11 protein-coding genes and 1 pseudogene are annotated in these 17,313 nt (G+C 51.6%); 7 read left to right on the top strand and 5 right to left on the bottom strand.

Annotated features, from left to right (window positions below; genetic code table 11):
• Positions 1 to 536 precede the first annotated feature (536 nt).
• From AC0YOB_RS02235 to AC0YOB_RS02245, 3 genes are all read right to left on the bottom strand, one after another.
• On the bottom strand, positions 537 to 1,460 hold the full coding sequence (locus AC0YOB_RS02235; RefSeq protein ID WP_475791354.1) for a helix-turn-helix transcriptional regulator: 924 nt from the start codon (positions 1,458 to 1,460) through the stop codon (positions 537 to 539).
• Positions 1,441 to 2,391, bottom strand: coding sequence for an alpha/beta fold hydrolase (locus AC0YOB_RS02240; protein WP_475791355.1), 951 nt, complete (start codon positions 2,389 to 2,391; stop codon positions 1,441 to 1,443). The genes AC0YOB_RS02235 and AC0YOB_RS02240 overlap by 20 nt, the downstream gene beginning before the upstream one ends.
• Before the next feature lie 72 nt (positions 2,392 to 2,463).
• Entirely contained in the window at positions 2,464 to 3,372 is a 909-nt protein-coding gene (locus tag AC0YOB_RS02245) for a helix-turn-helix transcriptional regulator (protein WP_475791356.1), read from the bottom strand.
• 97 nt (positions 3,373 to 3,469) lie between these two features.
• On the opposite strand from AC0YOB_RS02245, the gene AC0YOB_RS02250 reads away from it, so the two are divergent.
• From AC0YOB_RS02250 to AC0YOB_RS02270, 5 genes and pseudogenes are all read left to right on the top strand, one after another.
• Positions 3,470 to 4,351, top strand: a complete 882-nt coding sequence (locus AC0YOB_RS02250) for an SDR family oxidoreductase (RefSeq protein WP_475791357.1) — start codon at positions 3,470 to 3,472, stop codon at positions 4,349 to 4,351.
• 316 nt (positions 4,352 to 4,667) lie between these two features.
• Positions 4,668 to 5,279 carry a GNAT family N-acetyltransferase gene (locus tag AC0YOB_RS02255; protein WP_475791358.1) on the top strand — a complete coding sequence of 204 codons (612 nt, stop codon included), beginning with the start codon at positions 4,668 to 4,670 and terminating at the stop codon, positions 5,277 to 5,279.
• Between the two features lie 299 nt (positions 5,280 to 5,578).
• Positions 5,579 to 6,448, top strand: a pseudogene (locus AC0YOB_RS02260) (AraC family transcriptional regulator).
• A gap of 242 nt (positions 6,449 to 6,690) precedes the next feature.
• Positions 6,691 to 9,195, top strand: coding sequence for an excinuclease ABC subunit UvrA (gene uvrA, locus AC0YOB_RS02265; protein WP_475791359.1), 2,505 nt, complete (start codon positions 6,691 to 6,693; stop codon positions 9,193 to 9,195).
• A 1,133-nt stretch (positions 9,196 to 10,328) separates the two neighbouring features.
• On the top strand, positions 10,329 to 11,546 hold the full coding sequence (locus tag AC0YOB_RS02270; protein WP_475791360.1) for an MFS transporter: 1,218 nt from the start codon (positions 10,329 to 10,331) through the stop codon (positions 11,544 to 11,546).
• A gap of 253 nt (positions 11,547 to 11,799) precedes the next feature.
• On the opposite strand, the gene AC0YOB_RS02275 is transcribed toward AC0YOB_RS02270, so the two are convergent.
• Positions 11,800 to 12,357 (bottom strand): PadR family transcriptional regulator, encoded by a 558-nt coding sequence (locus tag AC0YOB_RS02275; protein ID WP_475791361.1) that lies wholly within the window; start codon positions 12,355 to 12,357, stop codon positions 11,800 to 11,802.
• Positions 12,358 to 12,496: 139 nt separating this feature from the next.
• On the opposite strand from AC0YOB_RS02275, the gene AC0YOB_RS02280 reads away from it, so the two are divergent.
• Positions 12,497 to 13,957: an MDR family MFS transporter gene (locus tag AC0YOB_RS02280; protein WP_475791362.1), complete on the top strand. Its 1,461-nt coding sequence runs from the start codon at positions 12,497 to 12,499 to the stop codon at positions 13,955 to 13,957.
• 330 nt (positions 13,958 to 14,287) lie between these two features.
• On the opposite strand, the gene AC0YOB_RS02285 is transcribed toward AC0YOB_RS02280, so the two are convergent.
• Complete coding sequence (locus AC0YOB_RS02285; RefSeq protein WP_475791363.1) at positions 14,288 to 15,457, bottom strand: MFS transporter; 1,170 nt, start codon at positions 15,455 to 15,457, stop codon at positions 14,288 to 14,290.
• Positions 15,458 to 16,037: 580 nt separating this feature from the next.
• On the opposite strand from AC0YOB_RS02285, the gene AC0YOB_RS02290 reads away from it, so the two are divergent.
• On the top strand, positions 16,038 to 17,165 hold the full coding sequence (locus AC0YOB_RS02290) for a stalk domain-containing protein (RefSeq protein ID WP_475791364.1): 1,128 nt from the start codon (positions 16,038 to 16,040) through the stop codon (positions 17,163 to 17,165).
• Positions 17,166 to 17,313: the final 148 nt, after the last annotated feature.

Below are 17,313 nucleotides of genomic sequence, written 5' to 3' on the forward strand. Positions count from 1 at the left end.
AAATGAAAGCACCTTCGGAACCACGTATAACGTGGAGACGAGGGTGCTTTTTTTGACCAAAAAGGGGCTATAAGTTTCACTTTTTTGCAGTCGGCGAGGAGACAGCAAAGGAATTAATGATACAGCACGATTTTTCCTTCTAGCAGTGCACGTTCTCGAGGTTGAGAGGGATACAAGCCGGAAATTCCTTGCTGGAGCGGCCGTTCGGGCTATCTGAAAGCTGTCTTGGCGCGGCAGTACGGTTTTTCCTTCCAGCGTGCTGATACCCTGAGGTTGAGAGGGAAGCAAGCCGGAAATTCCTTGCTGGAGCGGCCGAAGGGGCTAGCGGAACACTGTCATGGAGCGGCAGCAGGGTTTTTCCTTCCAGCGTGCGGATTCCCGAGGTGGAGCCGGGATGCAAGCCGGAAATTCCTTGCTGGAGCGGTCGCTCCGGCAAGGAAATTTATAAAGCGGTCGGCCTTCGCCATGAAGCGATGCACGACGCGCCGCTTGCTGCATCATCGTTTGCTGAGCCGGGACTTCGCAGCAGCGCATGCTCAGGCATGCAGGCTTTTCTTGTACTCGCTTGGCGTCATGCCCGTTATTTTTTTGAACACGGTGCAAAAATGCGGGTAGCTGATGAACCCGATCTTCTCAGCCAGCTCATAGTTTTTGAATTTTGCCGAAGCCAGATATTCCTTTGCTTTTGCAATGCGCTGCATGGTGACAAAATCGAGGAAATTATCGCCGGTCGCTTCTTTGAACAGATGGCTTAAATAGCTCGGATTCATATGAATATGCTCGGCAACCCGGGTCAAGGTAAGGTTTTCCCCAAGATTAAGGCAGATGAACTCGACCGCTTTCTGAATATCCGGGTGGAGTCCTTCGTACATGGACGCCGCGCTGCGGGGTAATCTGACGAGCAGCGCCTCCAATGTTTCATACCACAGCTCCATCCCGGAATTGTCCGCGAGGGCGGTCCAGTCGCTGCGGTTCAAGGATAGCGAACCAGTCTCTTCGAGCCATAAAGCTGCCCGCTGCTTCAACTCACCCGGCCGGGGACGCCGCATTCTGACGAACGCGTCGAGCACGCGCATGCCGTCAAGTCGTTCCTCAATCGCATGCGAGCTCCAGGCGGAGCGGATTTTGCTCTCGAGTATCGCCCAATCCTGCCGGTCGACACGGTTCCATACCTTGCTCTGGAAATCGATGTGACGATGAATCAATCCCTGCTCGTAGAAAGCGGCGTCTGCGGCGAGTATCGCTTCCTGCAGCATTTTTCGAAGCGAATTGATGCCGGAAGCAGCCGGACCGACGCCGAATAGGACCGACACGCCAAAATATTTGTGCAGCCAGTGGGATAGACGACGCATGACGAGAAGTATAAAGGCAATGAAGTGCGCGAAGCGATGCTGGACGATTTGAAAAAAGCGGGCGTCATTCAATAATTTCCCCGGAAGCTTAATCCCTTCCGGCTTCATAGATCCGGGCAGCTACCAGGCCCGGGTCTGTTTTGGCTGTAGTCATATGATCGCCTTGACCCTTGAGGAGACGGAACAACCCCAGCCTGCTGGACATATGGGGATGCCAGCCGTACTCGCTGCTCCCTTGAGGCAGCACATTATCCTCCGTAAAGTATATATAGCTTGCCGGGAAATTCTGCGAGTAAAATTTCTTGAGGTCCAGCTTGTCGTAAGAAGGCTTGGCCGGTTCGGGCGCAATGCCGCTGTAAATGCGGCGGGCTGTTTCCAGGCTGGCCAGATTGACGAAGGTTTCGCGAAAGAAGGGAAAGGGAAGCATAAGCGTATCGTCCATTGAGCTTTCTCTCAGCTTCCGGAAGACCTCGAGCGCATCGGGCGGAAACTCATCGGTTACCGCTTCTCCATCTTTGATTATGAAGGCGTTGTAGAAGACCAGCCGCTTGATGCGTTCCGGCATAAGCTGGGCAACGGTTTGGACGACCGAACCGCCGAAGCTGTGTCCCACAAGGACAATATTCTGCAGATCTCTCGACGTGATGAAATCGGCAACGGATCGGGTAATCATCGCATGGGTGACGTCTTTATTGGTGTCCGGGCCATGACCCGGATTGTCTGGCGTATAAACCGTGTGGCCCATTTTGCGCAAATGCGCGGCAATCCCGTTCCAGAAGCCCCCGTCGGCCCAGGCTCCATGAATCAGTACAAAAGTAAGGCGCTGCGCGGACCATTTCTCCTGGTATGCCGCAGAGGGCAGCGATTCGGGAACCGGCGCAGACCACGTTGGCACAGGAGTAAAGGGAAAGCGGGAATTGAGGCGAAAATCGCCGGGATATAGCGGGTTGTATGGATACGGCCAGAAATATGGAACAGGCAGCGGCATCAAGGAATTCCGGTGATAGCCGCCGTACCCTGATGGTACATGTCGATTCATAAGCTTTTAATCCCTTCGCTGATAGATGCTTCAATATATGCGGCGATCGCCCAGTCGGTTATTCATATTCTCTTAACGCAAATATTGACTCAAATTACGCTGGAGCATATCCACAACCAGCTCTTGAAGCTGCGTTGGCAGAACAACTTTCACTTCAGGTCCGAATTTGAGCAGCTGACGTGCCAGGAACGGCAGCTCCTCAAGAGGCACAGCCTCCTGCCACTTGCCGCTGTCGGCCACTGTATGAAAAAGCTGTTCGGATTGGGCGAGCCTTGCTCCCTCGGCAGTGAAATGCAGCAGAACCTCAACACCTGGACGATTATCCATGGAAGCCATCCATTCCGTAAGCGTGGGAAGGCTGTCATCCGTACCGGCAAGCACGGCGGCTTGTTCAATTCGATCAACGCGGTAGAGGAGCACCCGCTCCTTATTCCGGGCAGGCATGTACCACAGTCCGTTTTCATAGTAGATGCCCAGCGGATACACTTGCGTTATCTTCTTGCCAGTCCGGGAATGATAGAGAAACTCGATGGATCTCTTGTCCATGGCCGCCTGCAGGAGCACTGTCGTAAAAGGGGATGCGGCAGGCGGCCGCTGCTGATTGAAGACAATATGCTTTCTCATGCGGTCGATGCCGTCCTGGGTATCGACCGGGAGGCTGGCGTAATACTGCTCCGCCAAATGGGAGCGGGTGGATTCGAACGGGAAATCCGGTATTTTTTCCAGTGCCTGGAGCATCAGGAACAAGCCGAAGGCTTCATTTTGCGTAAGCTGCAGAGGCGGCAGAATCCGGTTCGGCAGGGCGCGGTAGCCACCGTGGGGCCCAACCTCCGTGTAAAGCGGGAACCCCATTTGCTGCAAATGGTCAAGATCCCGTTGAATGGTGCGGACCGATACGTCAAAGCGCTCAGCCAGCTCTCTGGCGGTGAATTTTTTCCGGGAATCGATGATCTGCATCATAGCTATTCTTCTTTTGTTCATTTCCATCACCTAATTACGTCATAATTTGTCGTAGATATACTGTAACATAAATTTCAGAAGGGAGCGATGAAGGATGACTATGAAGGAGGACATGCCGATGAAACCTCTGCATGGTAAAATAGCCGTAGTGGCCGGTTCGACCCGCGGGGCGGGAAGGGCGATCGCGGTGATGCTTGGAGCGGCGGGTGCGACGGTGTATTGCACGGGCCGCAGCGTCAGAGGAAATCCGTCGGATATTAACCGGCCGGAAACGATTCAAGAAACGGCGGAAATGGTGACGGCTGCCGGGGGTACGGGAATTCCGGTTCGGGTGGACCATACCGTGGAGGAAGAAGTGAAGTTATTGTTCGAACGGGTAAAAGAAGAACAAAACGGTGTTCTGGATATCCTCGTTAATGATATCTGGGGCGGGGAAAAGCTGTTTGAATGGAATACGCCCTTCTGGGAGCATTCCTTGTCCAATGGCTTGCTGATGCAGGACCGCGGCGTCCGCACGCATATGATTACCAGTTATTATGCCGCTCCTTTGATGGCTGCGAGAAAACAGGGATTAATCATCGAAGTGACCGATGGGATTGGATATGGGTACCGTGTGAATTTATATTACAGCCTGGCCAAAATCTCGGCCATTCACCTGGCGGCTGCAATGGCAGAAGAGCTTCGTCCCTACCAGGTCACAGCGCTTGCAGTCACCCCCGGATTTCTTCGCTCGGAGCAGATGCTGGAGCATTTTGGGGTACAAGAAGCGAACTGGATGGATGCAGTGAAGCAGGAGCCCCATTACGCGGAATCGGAAACGCCGTATCTTCTCGGACAAGGAGTCGCCGCGCTGGCTGCGGATCCTGGCGTATCGGAAAAGTCCGGTAAGGTCTTCGGCAGCTGGCAGCTATCCGACGAGTATGGCTTTGTTGATGTGGACGGCAGAAAACCCCATTGGGGAAACTATGCCAAAAAGCACGGCTTTCCTCATACAGAGTAGACTCGAGCCTGGAGCAGCCTGAACGATAAAATTCCATTAACCTTTGCTTATATTTCCGAGGGAAGAAGCTAGCGGCTCCACCATAGGACGGCGGAGCCGTTTCTTTTTGGCTAGATAAAATGTATAGGGTTCACGCCTATAATGTTCTATACGGTTTGAGGGAAGAAACTAACTCGGCCGTCAAGGATGGCTTCAGCGTTTTCTTCTTCTAATTGCAGCACAAGCCCTCCAGGCTCTGGAAAGGCCGGTGATAAACCGGAATCTTCATTTCACTCGGCTTTTTTTTAAAAAAAAGGGTACAACAAGGGGGTTCCATATGAAGGGGAAGCATCCTGTTATTCAATTTGGCGGCTCGAAGGTCGGACTGGGACCGCTCCGGGCGGAGTATATAGAGCTGTATTACAGATGGAACAGGCATTTTGTCCATGACCGGAACATCGACAAACCGGACCCGTTAACGCCGGAGGAGCAGGAGGAGGCCTTCCGTGATTTTTCGTCCAATCCGCGTTACATATTCTTCACAATCTATGACAAAGAACCAGCACTCCCGATCGGAATAGCGTACCTGGAAAGAGAAGATGCTCTCGCGGAGTTTGCCATTATTATTGGCGAAGAACAGTATAAAGGCAGAGGAATTGGTACGGAAGCCGTTCAATTAGTATTGGATTATGCCTTCACGGTATTGGGATTGCGGCAGGTTTCATTAGTCGTGGATGAATCCAATCCCGGGGCTATACAAGCGTACAAGAAAGCAGGCTTCAAAGAGGACGGTAAAAGAGCGGCAGCTGGAGATATCGATGGAAATATGTCCTATCAACTAACGATGAGCTGCCAGGCAGCGGGCTTTGTGAGTCCGGTGCTGAAGGATTTGCTCGGGAAACGCAGTATAAAACCGGAATCTGCGTTTGGCGGTAACAATCAGGAATGAGCCGCTTTTTGAGGCTGAACCGGAATCGACTCCTACAATCTGGGCAGCTTCGTGGCCGCGGAGCCGAAAAATAGTAGATCTGATATTTTGACTAAGTGGACAAAAATTGTGTCCCGGGGACGAAATACCGCAATCCAGAAGAAATCTTGGCACCCTTTGTAGTGAAAATAGGGAGACAGGATTTTTTTGTTTATCGTAAAGAGGCTTCATGCCTGTTGAAACCGAACCGGTTCGCGGAAAGCACGCAATGACAGGCATGCCCGATAAGTCGGTGATAGAATGAATAACAAAGGGAGGTTATGCGGTTGGATTGGCTGTCACGGATGAAAAATGCCCTGGACCTGATGGAGAATAGAATAGAGGAGCCTCTGGGAATCGATGAAATTGCGAAGGCGGCTTTTTCGTCCCCGTTTCATTTTCAGCGCATGTTTCATATGTTGACGGGAATGACGGTGGCCGAGTATATGCGTAAACGCAAATTGACCTTGGCCGCGTAGGAGCTCGCGGTCTCATCCTCGAAGGTAGTGGATGTGGCGCTCAAATACGGCTATGACTCACCCGAGTCCTTCGCCAAGGCTTTCCGGAAAATTCACGGCATCGCTCCATCGGAGGCACGTAATCCGGGAGTTGTACTTAAAGCTTTTCCCCGCATTTCCTTCCAATTGTCACTGAAGGGAGATACGAACGTGGATTATCGCATTGAGGAGAAAGAGGCTTTTGCTGTTGTGGGCAAGTCCGCTGCTGTCACATGCCAGGATAATGAGCATATGAGGCAGATCTCGAGCTTCTGGGAGGAATGTCAACGGGACGGCACCGTTGACAGACTTGCTTCCATGAGTGAAGACGGAATCCTGTTTGGAATTATGACGGGCATGGAAGCGGGTAAAGAGGATTATCATTACATGATTGCCACCAAAGCAGCAGACAGCGCATCACCTGCAGAAGGGTTCACATCGGGGGAAATCCCCTCTTCCACTTGGGCGATATTCGTCTGTGTCGGGCCTGTGCCCGGAGCTATTCAGGATATGTTCGGCCGAATCTATCAAGAGTGGTTCCCGGCTACGGGATACGAACATTCCGGGGCGCCGGAAATGGAGGTATATCTGTCGGGTGATGTAGCTGCAGATGACTACCGCTGCGAGATTTGGACCCCCATTGTGAAAAAATAGGATCGCTTCAGAGCAGCATTACAAGACCAGGGATGGCTTCGGCCTTCCTTGGTCTTTGTTTTTTCGGCTCAAGCATAGAGAAACAATATAGAAAAACCATAAAGTCCCATGATAGGGTTCCCAGATCATAACTGGATAGGATTCAGGGAAGTCAATCCTTACCTTATCACTTGCATTAGTGTTATAAAATGGACTTTGTAGGTAAGGATCGAAACCGTACAACTGGAATGGAGGATTTACTGATGAACAGCGCCATCGAGATCCGGGGAGCCCGGGAAAACAATTTGAAGGATATTACGCTCCGCATTCCCAAGCACAAGCTGGTTGTCCTGACCGGCCCATCCGGCTCAGGCAAATCGACGCTCGCCATGGATACGCTTCAGCGGGAATGCCAGCGGCAGTACATGGAATCGATGGGAATGACCTCGGAAGCCGTGGCCAAGCCGAAGGTCGACGCGATTGTGGGCTTGTCCCCTTCAATCAGCGTTGGGCAGCATGTTACCAACCGGAATCCGCGGTCGACGGTCGGCACGATAACGGATATCCATACGTATCTGCGCGTCATTTACGAGAAGCTGGGCGAGCGGCTTTGTCCCCGCTGCGGCAGCCGGTTTGTTCCCGGCCCGGAGAACGGTCCGGCCGGCGCGGCAATCGGGGATGGGGAAGAGGATGAGGGGCAGTCCGCCGTTCGCTGCCCGCACTGCGGGGGAGAGACGGAGCGTTTGACGCGCAGGCATTTCTCCTACAACACGCCGGAAGGCGCATGCGAAACATGCGACGGACTCGGTCACACCGTCACACTGAACCTGGAGGCTATCTTCGATGGAGAGCGGAGTCTCAGCGAAGGCTGCGTCACGATCTGGTACGACATGATCACCAAATACAATACATCTATCCTGAAGGCGGCTGCCGATTATTACGGTTTTGTATTCGATGCCGACCTTCCGCTCAAAAATTTTGACGTTGTGCAGCGCGATCTGCTGTATTACGGCGTCGAGAGCGAGGTTTTCTCCGCTCATTATCCCGGCGTAAAGCCGCCAAAATCGGTTACAGGGGGCAAATTCGAAGGTGTTATTACCGGGATCTGGAGGAGGTACAAGGAGAAAGGCGGCGAATCGGGCGAAGCGGCATTGTTCCGCGAGCAAATATGCGCGGCATGCCAGGGCGCGCGGCTGAAGGAGCAAATCCGCCGGGTAACGGTGGGCGGCGCTTCCATCTCCGATATTTCCGGTTGGGCGCTGCAGGACGCGCTTGTATGGCTGGATAGGCTGATGGGGAGGCTGCAGCCTGATGAAAGGGCGCAGGTGGAAACGCTGCTGCATGATCTGACCGTCCGAACGAAGCGAATCGTCGATGTGGGACTTGGCTATCTTTCGCTCAGCCGCCAGTCGGTGTCCTTGTCCGGCGGTGAGGCGCAGCGGCTTCGGCTCGCTTCCATTCTCGGTTCGGGTCTTACCGGGGTGCTGTATATTCTCGATGAGCCGACCGCCGGGCTGCATCCCCGCGATACGGCGGGCCTGATTCATGTGCTGAAGCAGCTGCGGGATTTAGGCAATACCGTGCTTGTGATTGAGCACGATATCGAAATGATGCAAGCTGCCGATCATGTGATCGACATGGGGCCGGGCGCTGGCAGCTTTGGCGGGAGCGTCGTCGGGGAAGGGACGCTGCGCGAGCTGATGGACAATCCGGAATCGGTCACGGGCGCTTTCCTGCGGGAAGCGGGAAGCCGGACAGGGCCGCGTGAAAGACGGCCTGGAAACGGCGCATTCCTGAATGTCCGCGATGCTTATGAACGGAATCTGAAGCATATCGACGTCAAGTTTCCTCTCGGCTGTCTTGTTGCCGTCACCGGCGTATCCGGCTCCGGCAAATCGACGCTGCTCTTCGATCTTGTGGCTGCGGGCGGTCGCGACGATCAGTTACGCAGCGGGTGCGGGAGCATTACCGGCTTTGGCGGCATCGGCAATATTGTGACGGTTGACCAGTCGCCGATTGGGCGGATGAGCCGCTCCAATGTTGCGACTTACACGGACGTGTTTACCTCCATGCGCAACCTGTATGCAGGCTTGCCGGAAGCGAAGCGGGCTGGGCTTACTCCCAAGCATTTCTCGTTCAACACGCCGGGCGGACGATGCGAGCATTGCCTTGGGCTTGGCGTCGTGCCGATGGATATGTTCTTCATGCCCGGGTTGGAGGTTCGCTGCCCGGTTTGCCGGGGCAAACGTTTCAAGGAAGAGGTGCTGCGCATCACCAGCAGCGGGCTTTCGATCTCCGATCTGCTGGACATGACCGTCCAGGAGAGCCTGCCGCTGCTTCAGGGCCAGATCAAGATGGACGGACAGATCGCTTTATTGAACGAGGTTGGTCTTGGATATTTGCATTGGGGCCAGTCGGTCCGGACGCTGTCGGGAGGGGAAGGCCAGCGGATCCGGCTCGCCAAGGAGCTGGGCGGCAAAACCAAACGCCATTCGCTGTATTTGCTGGACGAGCCGTCGACCGGACTCCATCCGCGCGATACCCGGCAGCTGCTGGTGCTGCTGAACAAGCTGGTCGACGCCGGCAATACCGTGATCGTCGTAGAGCATAACCTCGATATTATCCGCGAATGCGACTGGGTCGTGGACATCGGCCCCGAAGGTGGAGACGGAGGCGGTGAAGTCGTTGCCTCAGGCACGCCTGAAGCGGTTGGGGCTGTCAGCGCCTCTCATACCGGACGCTTCCTGCGTGAAGCCTTGCTTCAATAACAACCCTTGTTAAGCCTCCGTTTCCGGCATATGCCGGTACGGGGGCTTTATTTTATTGTGAGAGTACGACGAAATGCGGGGCCGGTCGAAGTCTTGTGATTCGGGCACCGTCAGCTCCTGCCTTGAGAGCCGTGAATTACAAGCATATGCGAAGCCAGTCCTGCTGATCTGCCGGTCCGCCTTGCCGCTCTTGATTGAACGAAATTTGGGTAAGCTTTGTTGAAATTCCCTTTTTAAGGAATACTAAAAATAGGAATCGTAAAGGCGACGTCCGGTAGGCATTATGCGGGACAAAATCACTGTGCGTGTTTTGCCCGATTTTACGCGCAAACAAGGAAACAGCGAATGTGCCGGCGCTGGAGTAAGGTTTTTCCTTGTTGGAGCCGACCGGACCGAAGGTGGAAAGGGTGCAAGAAGGATTTTCCTGGCTGGAGCAGTCGTCTGGGCATTGCGGGAGCCATAACTGTGCTGGAGTAAGGTTTTTCCTTGTTGGAGTCGCCCGGACCGAGGTGGAGAGGGTGCAAGAAGGATTTTCCTGGCTGGAGCAGTCGTCTGGGCATTGCGGGAGCCATAAATGAGCTGGAGTAAGGTTTTTCCTTGTTGGAGCCGACCGGACCGAGGGTGGAGAGGGTGCAAGAAGGATTTTCCTGGCTGGAGCAGTCGTCTGGGCATTGCGGGAGCCATAAATGTGCTGGAGTAAGGTTTTTCCTTGTTGGAGCCGACCGGACCAAGGTGGAGAGGGTGCAAGAAGGATTTTCCTGGCTGGAGCAGTCGTCAGGGCGTTGCGGGAGCCATAACTGTGCTGGAGTAAGGTTTTTCCTTGTTGGAGCCGATTGGACATACGTCAAGTAAGTTAGTTTGCACGAAAAAAAACGGGAGCAGCGGGTTCGTTTGCGGCTGTAAACACATGATGTGCTTGTTGGGTTCATCTCAAAGGAATGCAGGGAGTTTCTCTTTTTTAAAAGGTATTCCAAGCAGTGAGTCAGGGACTATGAAATTTGTTTCAAGCATAGTCCGAATAGAATAGAGCTAAATTTTTCCATGATGAATTTTGAATTAAAGGCTGTCCGCCATGGCAGCGACCGGCAAATGGACAATAACCATAAATCGCGTGTAAGGGGGAATGATGCGGCGTGAACCAAACAACTCTGCTTCAGGATAAAAAACAACGCAATCTGCTGTTCAGTGCTGGCTTGAGCTGGCTGTTTGATGCGATGGATGTGGGCTTGCTTTCGTTTATCGTAGCCGCGCTGAGCGTAGAGTGGCAGCTTGGAGCCCAACAGGTCGGTTTATTGACGGCCATCAATTCCATCGGGATGGCCGCCGGCGCAGCCGTGGCCGGTTCACTGGCGGACCGTTTCGGGCGCAGGACGATCCTGCTGTGGACCCTGCTTATTTTCTCTGCCGCCAGCGGGCTATCCGCGCTCGCGACGGGCTTTGTGATTCTTTGTATACTGCGCTTCGTTACAGGCTTCGGGCTTGGCGGGGAGCTTCCGGTAGCCTCGACTTTGGTATCCGAATCGGTCCCCGCAAAGGAAAGAGGAAGAGCTATAGTCCTGCTGGAGAGCTTCTGGGCGGGCGGCTGGATTCTGGCTGCGCTGATATCCTATTTCATCATTCCGGTATACGGCTGGCGAATCGCATTGGTCATCGGCGCTTTGCCCGCGTTGTATGCTCTCTACCTCAGAAGAGCTATTCAGGACTCGCCGCGTTTTTTGGAGCAGCGGCACAGGAAGCTTTCGCTAAAGGAAAGGATGAGCTCCTTATGGTCGCAAAAATACAGAAAATCGACGATCGCGCTCTGGATTTTATGGTTCACTGTCGTCTTTTCCTATTACGGGATATTTCTATGGCTGCCGACCGTTATGGTGCTGAAGGGCTTCGATCTGGTCAAAAGCTTTCAATATGTCCTGATTATTACCCTCGCCCAGTTGCCTGGTTACTTTACAGCCGCTTACTTCATCGAGAAATTCGGACGTAAATTCGTACTCGTTACATACCTGCTGCTGACCGCTGTGAGCGCTGTATGGTTCAGTAATGCGGATACAACCGGTATGATTCTGGGGGCCGGCATCAGCCTGTCCTTCTTCAATCTCGGGGCATGGGGTGCGATGTATGCCTACACGCCGGAGCTGTATCCGACCTCCGTCCGGGCGACCGGAGTAGGCTTTGCCGCCTCCTTCGGACGGATTGGCGGAGTGATCGGTCCTTATCTGGTCGGAATTCTCGTGGCTGGCGGGACTGCCATTACGGCGGTGTTTATAATATTTTTCATCGCCATTGTCATCGGAGCTCTTGCGATCTTGTTCCTGGGAAAGGAAACGAAGGGGACGGATCCCGATACAATATAAATCTTAGGAGGTCTTTTCGAGGGACGGGGATGTATTCACTTTCAATCTTTCAATCATCCTGTTCCAAACTCAATGGGCAGCGAAGCGGAGAGACGGACATGCATGATACAGCGGTGATGGTTGTTATATTGCTTTGAAAAAAATCAGGGCTGCCGGCAACCGGCAGCCCTTTTGCTGTCGTTATTGTATACAGCTTCGTCGGAAATTTATTCATCATCGCTTCCACAGCAAAAAAAGGGCCGACACGCAGCCCTTATATCCCCTGGCGTATGGTCTCCAATGCCCAATCACACCATTGCAGCTCCGTTTGCGCATTTCGTATTTCCCGGTCGAACAGAAAATAAGCGCCTAATACATGCGATCCCGGCTCGCTCCCTTCCTCGGCGAGCCTTGCGCGCTTAATCCTAATCTTCTCCGCTGTTTCTTCCAGCTCCGCTAACCGCTGCTCATACAGCGTGCGCCTTTCCTCCAGCAGCCGAACAGCCTGTTCGTCATCAAACATCCGGATGCTGTACATTTTCAAAGCAAATTCATCGCGGATCACGGGCTCGGCCGTTGGTTCAGCCATCCAATTTTTCAAGACTTCCGAGCCGCTGTCGGTTATAAAGTATATTTTTTTATCCGGTTTACCGGTCTGCTGCATGGTTTCAAAACGGACATAACCCTTATTCACCAATTTGGCGAGAAGGGGGTAGATCTGACTATGGTCAGCTTTCCAGAAAAGCTTCATGCGCGCTATAAGGTCATACCCGGAGCATGAATCGGTAGAAATCGCGCTGAGCAGGCCATATGACAGTGTGTTTATACTCATACATTCATCCCCTAATAAAAATTTTAGCATGTAAAGGATATGTTAATATTGACATAACGGTAGATATGGAGTTATGATGTTGCCTACAGTTGATTATATGTGAAAATCAACATACTAACAAGGGCGAGGAGAGTATCCGATGCATCAGGAAGAAGGCAGGCAGATCAAGACTACTCCCATTATTTTGGCTATATTTTTTGGCAGTTTTGTCTCTGTCCTGAATGTTAGTACGATCAATATCGTTATTCCGGTGCTGCAGCAGGAATTTGCCGCCGAGCTCAGCGTTGTCCAATGGACGCTGACCGGATTTATGCTGGCAATGGGCACTTTCGCTCCGGTGACGGGATATTTTGGCGAGAGGTTCAGCTATAAACGTTTATTTCTAACCGCGCTCATCGGGATGACGGTTGCGTCCATACTTTGTGCGATATCGTGGAATGCTCCGATGCTGATCGCTTTCCGAATTCTGCAGGGTGCTTTCTGCGGCGTGGTCATTCCAACCGCCATGGCGATCATTTATCAGATTATCCCGCGGGAAAAACAACCGGTCGCCATAAGCCTTTGGGCAGCTGCAACGAGTCTTGCTCCGGCAATCGGGCCGACTTTCGCAGGGTGGATGCTCCAGCATTTCACCTGGCAGTGGCTGTTCTGGGTGAACGTGCCGTTCGGACTGATTGCCATCACCATGGTTCTTGTGTTTATACCTTATTACCGGCTTAATGTTCCCAAGAAGCTTGATCTCACCGGACTGATTACGGTCATTATCAGCAGCTCCACTATTCTTGTTGCGTTGTCGCAAGGAAATTCATGGGGCTGGGGCTCGGCGAAGACCTTGCTGCTGCTTGGAGGGGGCCTTGTATTTCTGGTCCTGTTCATCTGGCGCGAGCTTACTGCGCAATCGCCGTTGCTTCAACTGCGTGTACTGAAGAATGCACGGTTCACCTTAACGTCGGCCATTCTGTGCATTACGACGATCAGCTTTTATTCCGGTACGCTGCTGACACCCGTTTTTCTGCAAAATGTACAAAAGGTCACACCGCTAGACACGGGTCTTGTTCTGCTTCCGGCCTCGCTTATGATGGCGGTCATTACAATGTTTACCGGCAAGCTGTACGCCAAGATTGGCCCGCGGGTGCTGTTAATTGTCGGCACCGTGCTGCTCGCAGGCGGCAGTTTGCCGCTCAGCTGGCTCAGCGTCGACATCTCGCATGGCTATATTTTGTTCTGGATGATCGTACGCAATGTAGGAGTTTCGCTGATGATTATGCCCGCAAGCAATGCCGGCATGGAGGAGATTCCGCCGGAACTCAGCGGTCACGCCTCTTCCATTTCCAACTGGCTGCGCAATGTATTCGGTTCGTTCGCAATTGCACTGTTTACTTCACTGCTTTCTTCCCAATCCGGCAAACATGCCTCGGAGCTTGCCGCCGGCGGCACGACCGACAAGCTGCAAATCCCGGGTATGGCTTATACGCTGAGTATCGACGACGTCTATCTCATCGCTACCGTGATCGTGCTTGCCGCTCTGCCGCTTAGTTATTTTATCCGGCAAAGCAGGGCCAAGTCGGTATTGAGTCAGAAGAAAGCTGTTCAATCATAAGTTTCATATGACGAAGATAAGGCCGTTCCGATTGAGGAACGGCCTTTATTTTGTGGGATGGCAGGAAGAGAATAAGGCGATTTCCTTATGAAATTCAACCGGATAAAGAAGGGGAAATACTGATTTGACAAGCACCCTTGATGATGATGCAAATACCCTCAGGCAGGTTCTCAGGGAAAACAACCAATAAACAGCTCTTTTTCAGCAAAGAGCAGAAAAGGAAATTCAGTTCCTCCGAAGCTGATGCGAAAGGAGCTGTTTAATAGTCATTTGTCAAAATGGTACAGAAATTCCGCCGCGCCGCCAGAGGACGGCGCTGCAGGTTCTGCTTTAAACGGTTTTCACTTTTTTGGGATGATAAATCGAGGTTCTCAGCATAATGGTCAATAAACCAAGCACAAGGAAAATCATTCCGGCCCATACGACATGCCGTGTTCCCATTCCAGAAATAAATAAACCGCCGACCGACGTACCGACCGTAACGCCTAAATTAGCGAAAGCGACAAACAAGCCGTTCGAGAAGTCCGGTGCTTCCGGAGCTGCAGAAGTAATCCAGTATTGCGAAATATTGAGTCCAAAGGTGAAAAGGACGCCCCAAAACGCAATAAGTACCGCCATCGGAACCGTGAAATTCCCCAAAAAATAGACGAGCAGATAGATGGCTCCAAACACAAATGGAAATACAATTGCAGTTTTCATTGCATTATTAGTCAGCAATTTACCGGCAAAAATATTGCCCGCAATGCCAGTTGCGCCGAATAAAACCAGCATAAGACTGACTTGACCTCCGGTCATGTGGGTGACGTCATCCATGTACTCGGCAAAAAAACTATAAACAGCATACATGCCGGAATTAATAAAAATGACGGTTGCAATGGCAATCCAGGTAAGAGGTTTTTTCAAGACGCCGAGCTGTGTCCCGTAGGATAGTCTTTCTTTTACCGGCATAGACGGAACGAAAATAAGGATAGCCACAAACGCGGCCGCATTAACGATCGCAAAGAATAACATGGCTATTTCCAGCGATGACACTTCTGCGATTAAGGACGTGATCGGTATCCCGACTACCATTCCGGCAGTAACGCCCATAAATACTCTGGATATGGCCTTGGGAGCCTGATCCTTGCTGACGGAACTGGCGGCTGCCGTAAAGGCTACCGAGAAATATACGGGATGCAGGAATGCAGGAATAACCCGGGCGATCAAGGCAATGGTAAAGTTAGGGGCAAAAATAGAAATGACATTGGTAGCAACGAACAATCCGAGTACCAATAACATGGCCGACTTGCGGTTCATTCCCGAGAAAAGCAATGGCAGGAACGGCCCGGCTATGGCTACAGCCAGTGCGAAAAGACTGACAAGCAGACCGGCCTGGGATACGCTGATGTCAAAGTTCCCGGCAATCAGAGGCAGAATGCCGATTATGCCCATCTCAGTATTGATGATGCCAAAAATACCGAAAGCGAGAATGTATACAATTAAAGCTTTAGATTTAATCACGTTTTGAATTCATCTCCTGGAGGTCTGGAATGGTAAAACAGTTAGGGAAATCCCGGTATGATCAATTTGATCGCGTGCAGAATGATTTCTTTCGTTATGGCGCCGGCTCTTGAAGTCGCTATCGCCGTACAAACAGCTTGATCACGTCAAGACATCCCCTTTTCATTCAGTTAGATAACCGTATAACTATTAGATGCATGTATAACTATCTCATTGAAAAAAAGATACGTCAAGTTCATTTTTAACGCAGCTCACCAAAAAATCGGTATGCCTGAATGCGGCACAAAAAAAGGAGCCGGCGGCTCCTTGAGGTTTTACGAAGTATCCGTATTAAATTTCCGAGAGCTGATCACGGTAGGCATTATGAAGCACATCGTGCTGGAGGATGAGGCTTTGTATCTTATCATATCTGGTCAACCTCAAGAATCCATCCGGGGATTCGTTTGCACCAGCATCTAAGCCGGAGGTGCTCTTCCAAATAATAACTTTATTATCGACTGAAACCTTTTTCCGGCCACTGCCGTCTGAGTGTTTGTTACCATAAAAAAATAACCCTTAAGGGGTAGGAGGAGCAATAACAATGAACACCAAGAAGAAAGTTGCACTCATTACGATGATTGGGTTGCTCGGGGTTACGACGGCTGCGAGCGCCTCAGGCTTTTTCTATAAAGTAAGCGGGTTGCTGCGCAGTGATATTAAAGTCTCGGTTAATGGACAAGCTACTTCCATGAAACCGGTCATTATCAACGGTCAAGTTTATCTGCCTGCCAAAAGCGAGGCTTCAGCGCTCGGATATACGTTGAACTATGATTCGCGTCACCGTTCTATAACAATCAATAAAACGGATGTGGTCGCTCCAGTGAAATATTTGCGCAATACGGGCGTAATCGTTGACGTCAAGCAAACTGCTGACGGACAATACCGGATCGAGATGCTTGGCAAAGGCGACAACAGCTGGACAATCCTTTATGCGGACAAGGATACAGTCATTAAGAATAGTGCCGGTAAAGCCATCAGCGCCAAAGACCTCAAGAATGGCCTGAAAATCGATGTACAATACGGTCCGAATGTAGCGATGACCTTCCCGGTCGAATCCCACGCCGCACAAATTAATGTCGGCAGCCAATCCCTGATCCGTGAAGATGTTATTCAAGCGATCAAGCATACCGCTGATGGATGGGTCGTACAGTTTGGCGAAGCCAAAGGCGGCACGCTGATTCCAACATTGACCGTAAATTCCGGCAAGGAAACAAGTGTATTGTCTCCAGACGGGCAGGCGGTTAAATGGGAAGATGTGAAGGTCGGAAACAAAGTACGTGTCTACTATGGTCCGAACTACACCGACAGCAAAATGCCGGAAGGCCCGCTCTACTATATGGTTGTACTGGACAATCATGTGATGGACAACAATGTTTTGACCGCGGACGCGATCAAAGCGTACCGGGGAATGGCATGGCATCTGGTTAAAGACAAATCTCATCTGACCACGAAGCAAAATGAAGCCAAAGTAGAACTGGTGGATGCTCAAGGCTCGGGAGTTCTTGCCACTACGGATGCACAGAAGAAAAGTCTGGAAGCTCTTCAAGCCGCGGGCGGCAAGCTGGTAACGGTAACGTACAACACGGATCAGGATGCCCTGCTGGGTCCTGTTACCCTCGCATTCAACTTTAATACGAAGGAATTTATCGGATATTTTCCAAGACGTTAATTTTAGAAAACCAGCATTTTAGTTATTATGGACCGGAGGAAGATCACACATGCGGCAAATGCCTGCTGTGTGGTCTTTTTTTGTCATATCACAAAGTTTCTTATTTGCAGAATTCGATAACATGCCGTATTGTAAAAAATATGCGATT

It is taken from the genome of Paenibacillus sp. JT31N17 (assembly GCF_056269255.1).

What these genes read in the sequence shown, in the direction of transcription:
- AC0YOB_RS02280 (WP_475791362.1), top strand. Translation starts at nt 12,497, where the DNA reads ATGCATCAGGAAGAAGGCAGGCAGATCAAGACTACTCCCATTATTTTG.
- AC0YOB_RS02250 (WP_475791357.1), top strand. Translation starts at nt 3,470, where the DNA reads ATGAAACCTCTGCATGGTAAAATAGCCGTAGTGGCCGGTTCGACCCGC.
- AC0YOB_RS02240 (WP_475791355.1), bottom strand. Translation starts at nt 2,391, where the DNA reads ATGAATCGACATGTACCATCAGGGTACGGCGGCTATCACCGGAATTCC.
- uvrA (WP_475791359.1), top strand. Translation starts at nt 6,691, where the DNA reads ATGAACAGCGCCATCGAGATCCGGGGAGCCCGGGAAAACAATTTGAAG.
- AC0YOB_RS02235 (WP_475791354.1), bottom strand. Translation starts at nt 1,460, where the DNA reads ATGAAGCCGGAAGGGATTAAGCTTCCGGGGAAATTATTGAATGACGCC.
- AC0YOB_RS02290 (WP_475791364.1), top strand. Translation starts at nt 16,038, where the DNA reads ATGAACACCAAGAAGAAAGTTGCACTCATTACGATGATTGGGTTGCTC.
- AC0YOB_RS02275 (WP_475791361.1), bottom strand. Translation starts at nt 12,357, where the DNA reads ATGAGTATAAACACACTGTCATATGGCCTGCTCAGCGCGATTTCTACC.
- AC0YOB_RS02245 (WP_475791356.1), bottom strand. Translation starts at nt 3,372, where the DNA reads ATGAACAAAAGAAGAATAGCTATGATGCAGATCATCGATTCCCGGAAA.
- AC0YOB_RS02255 (WP_475791358.1), top strand. Translation starts at nt 4,668, where the DNA reads ATGAAGGGGAAGCATCCTGTTATTCAATTTGGCGGCTCGAAGGTCGGA.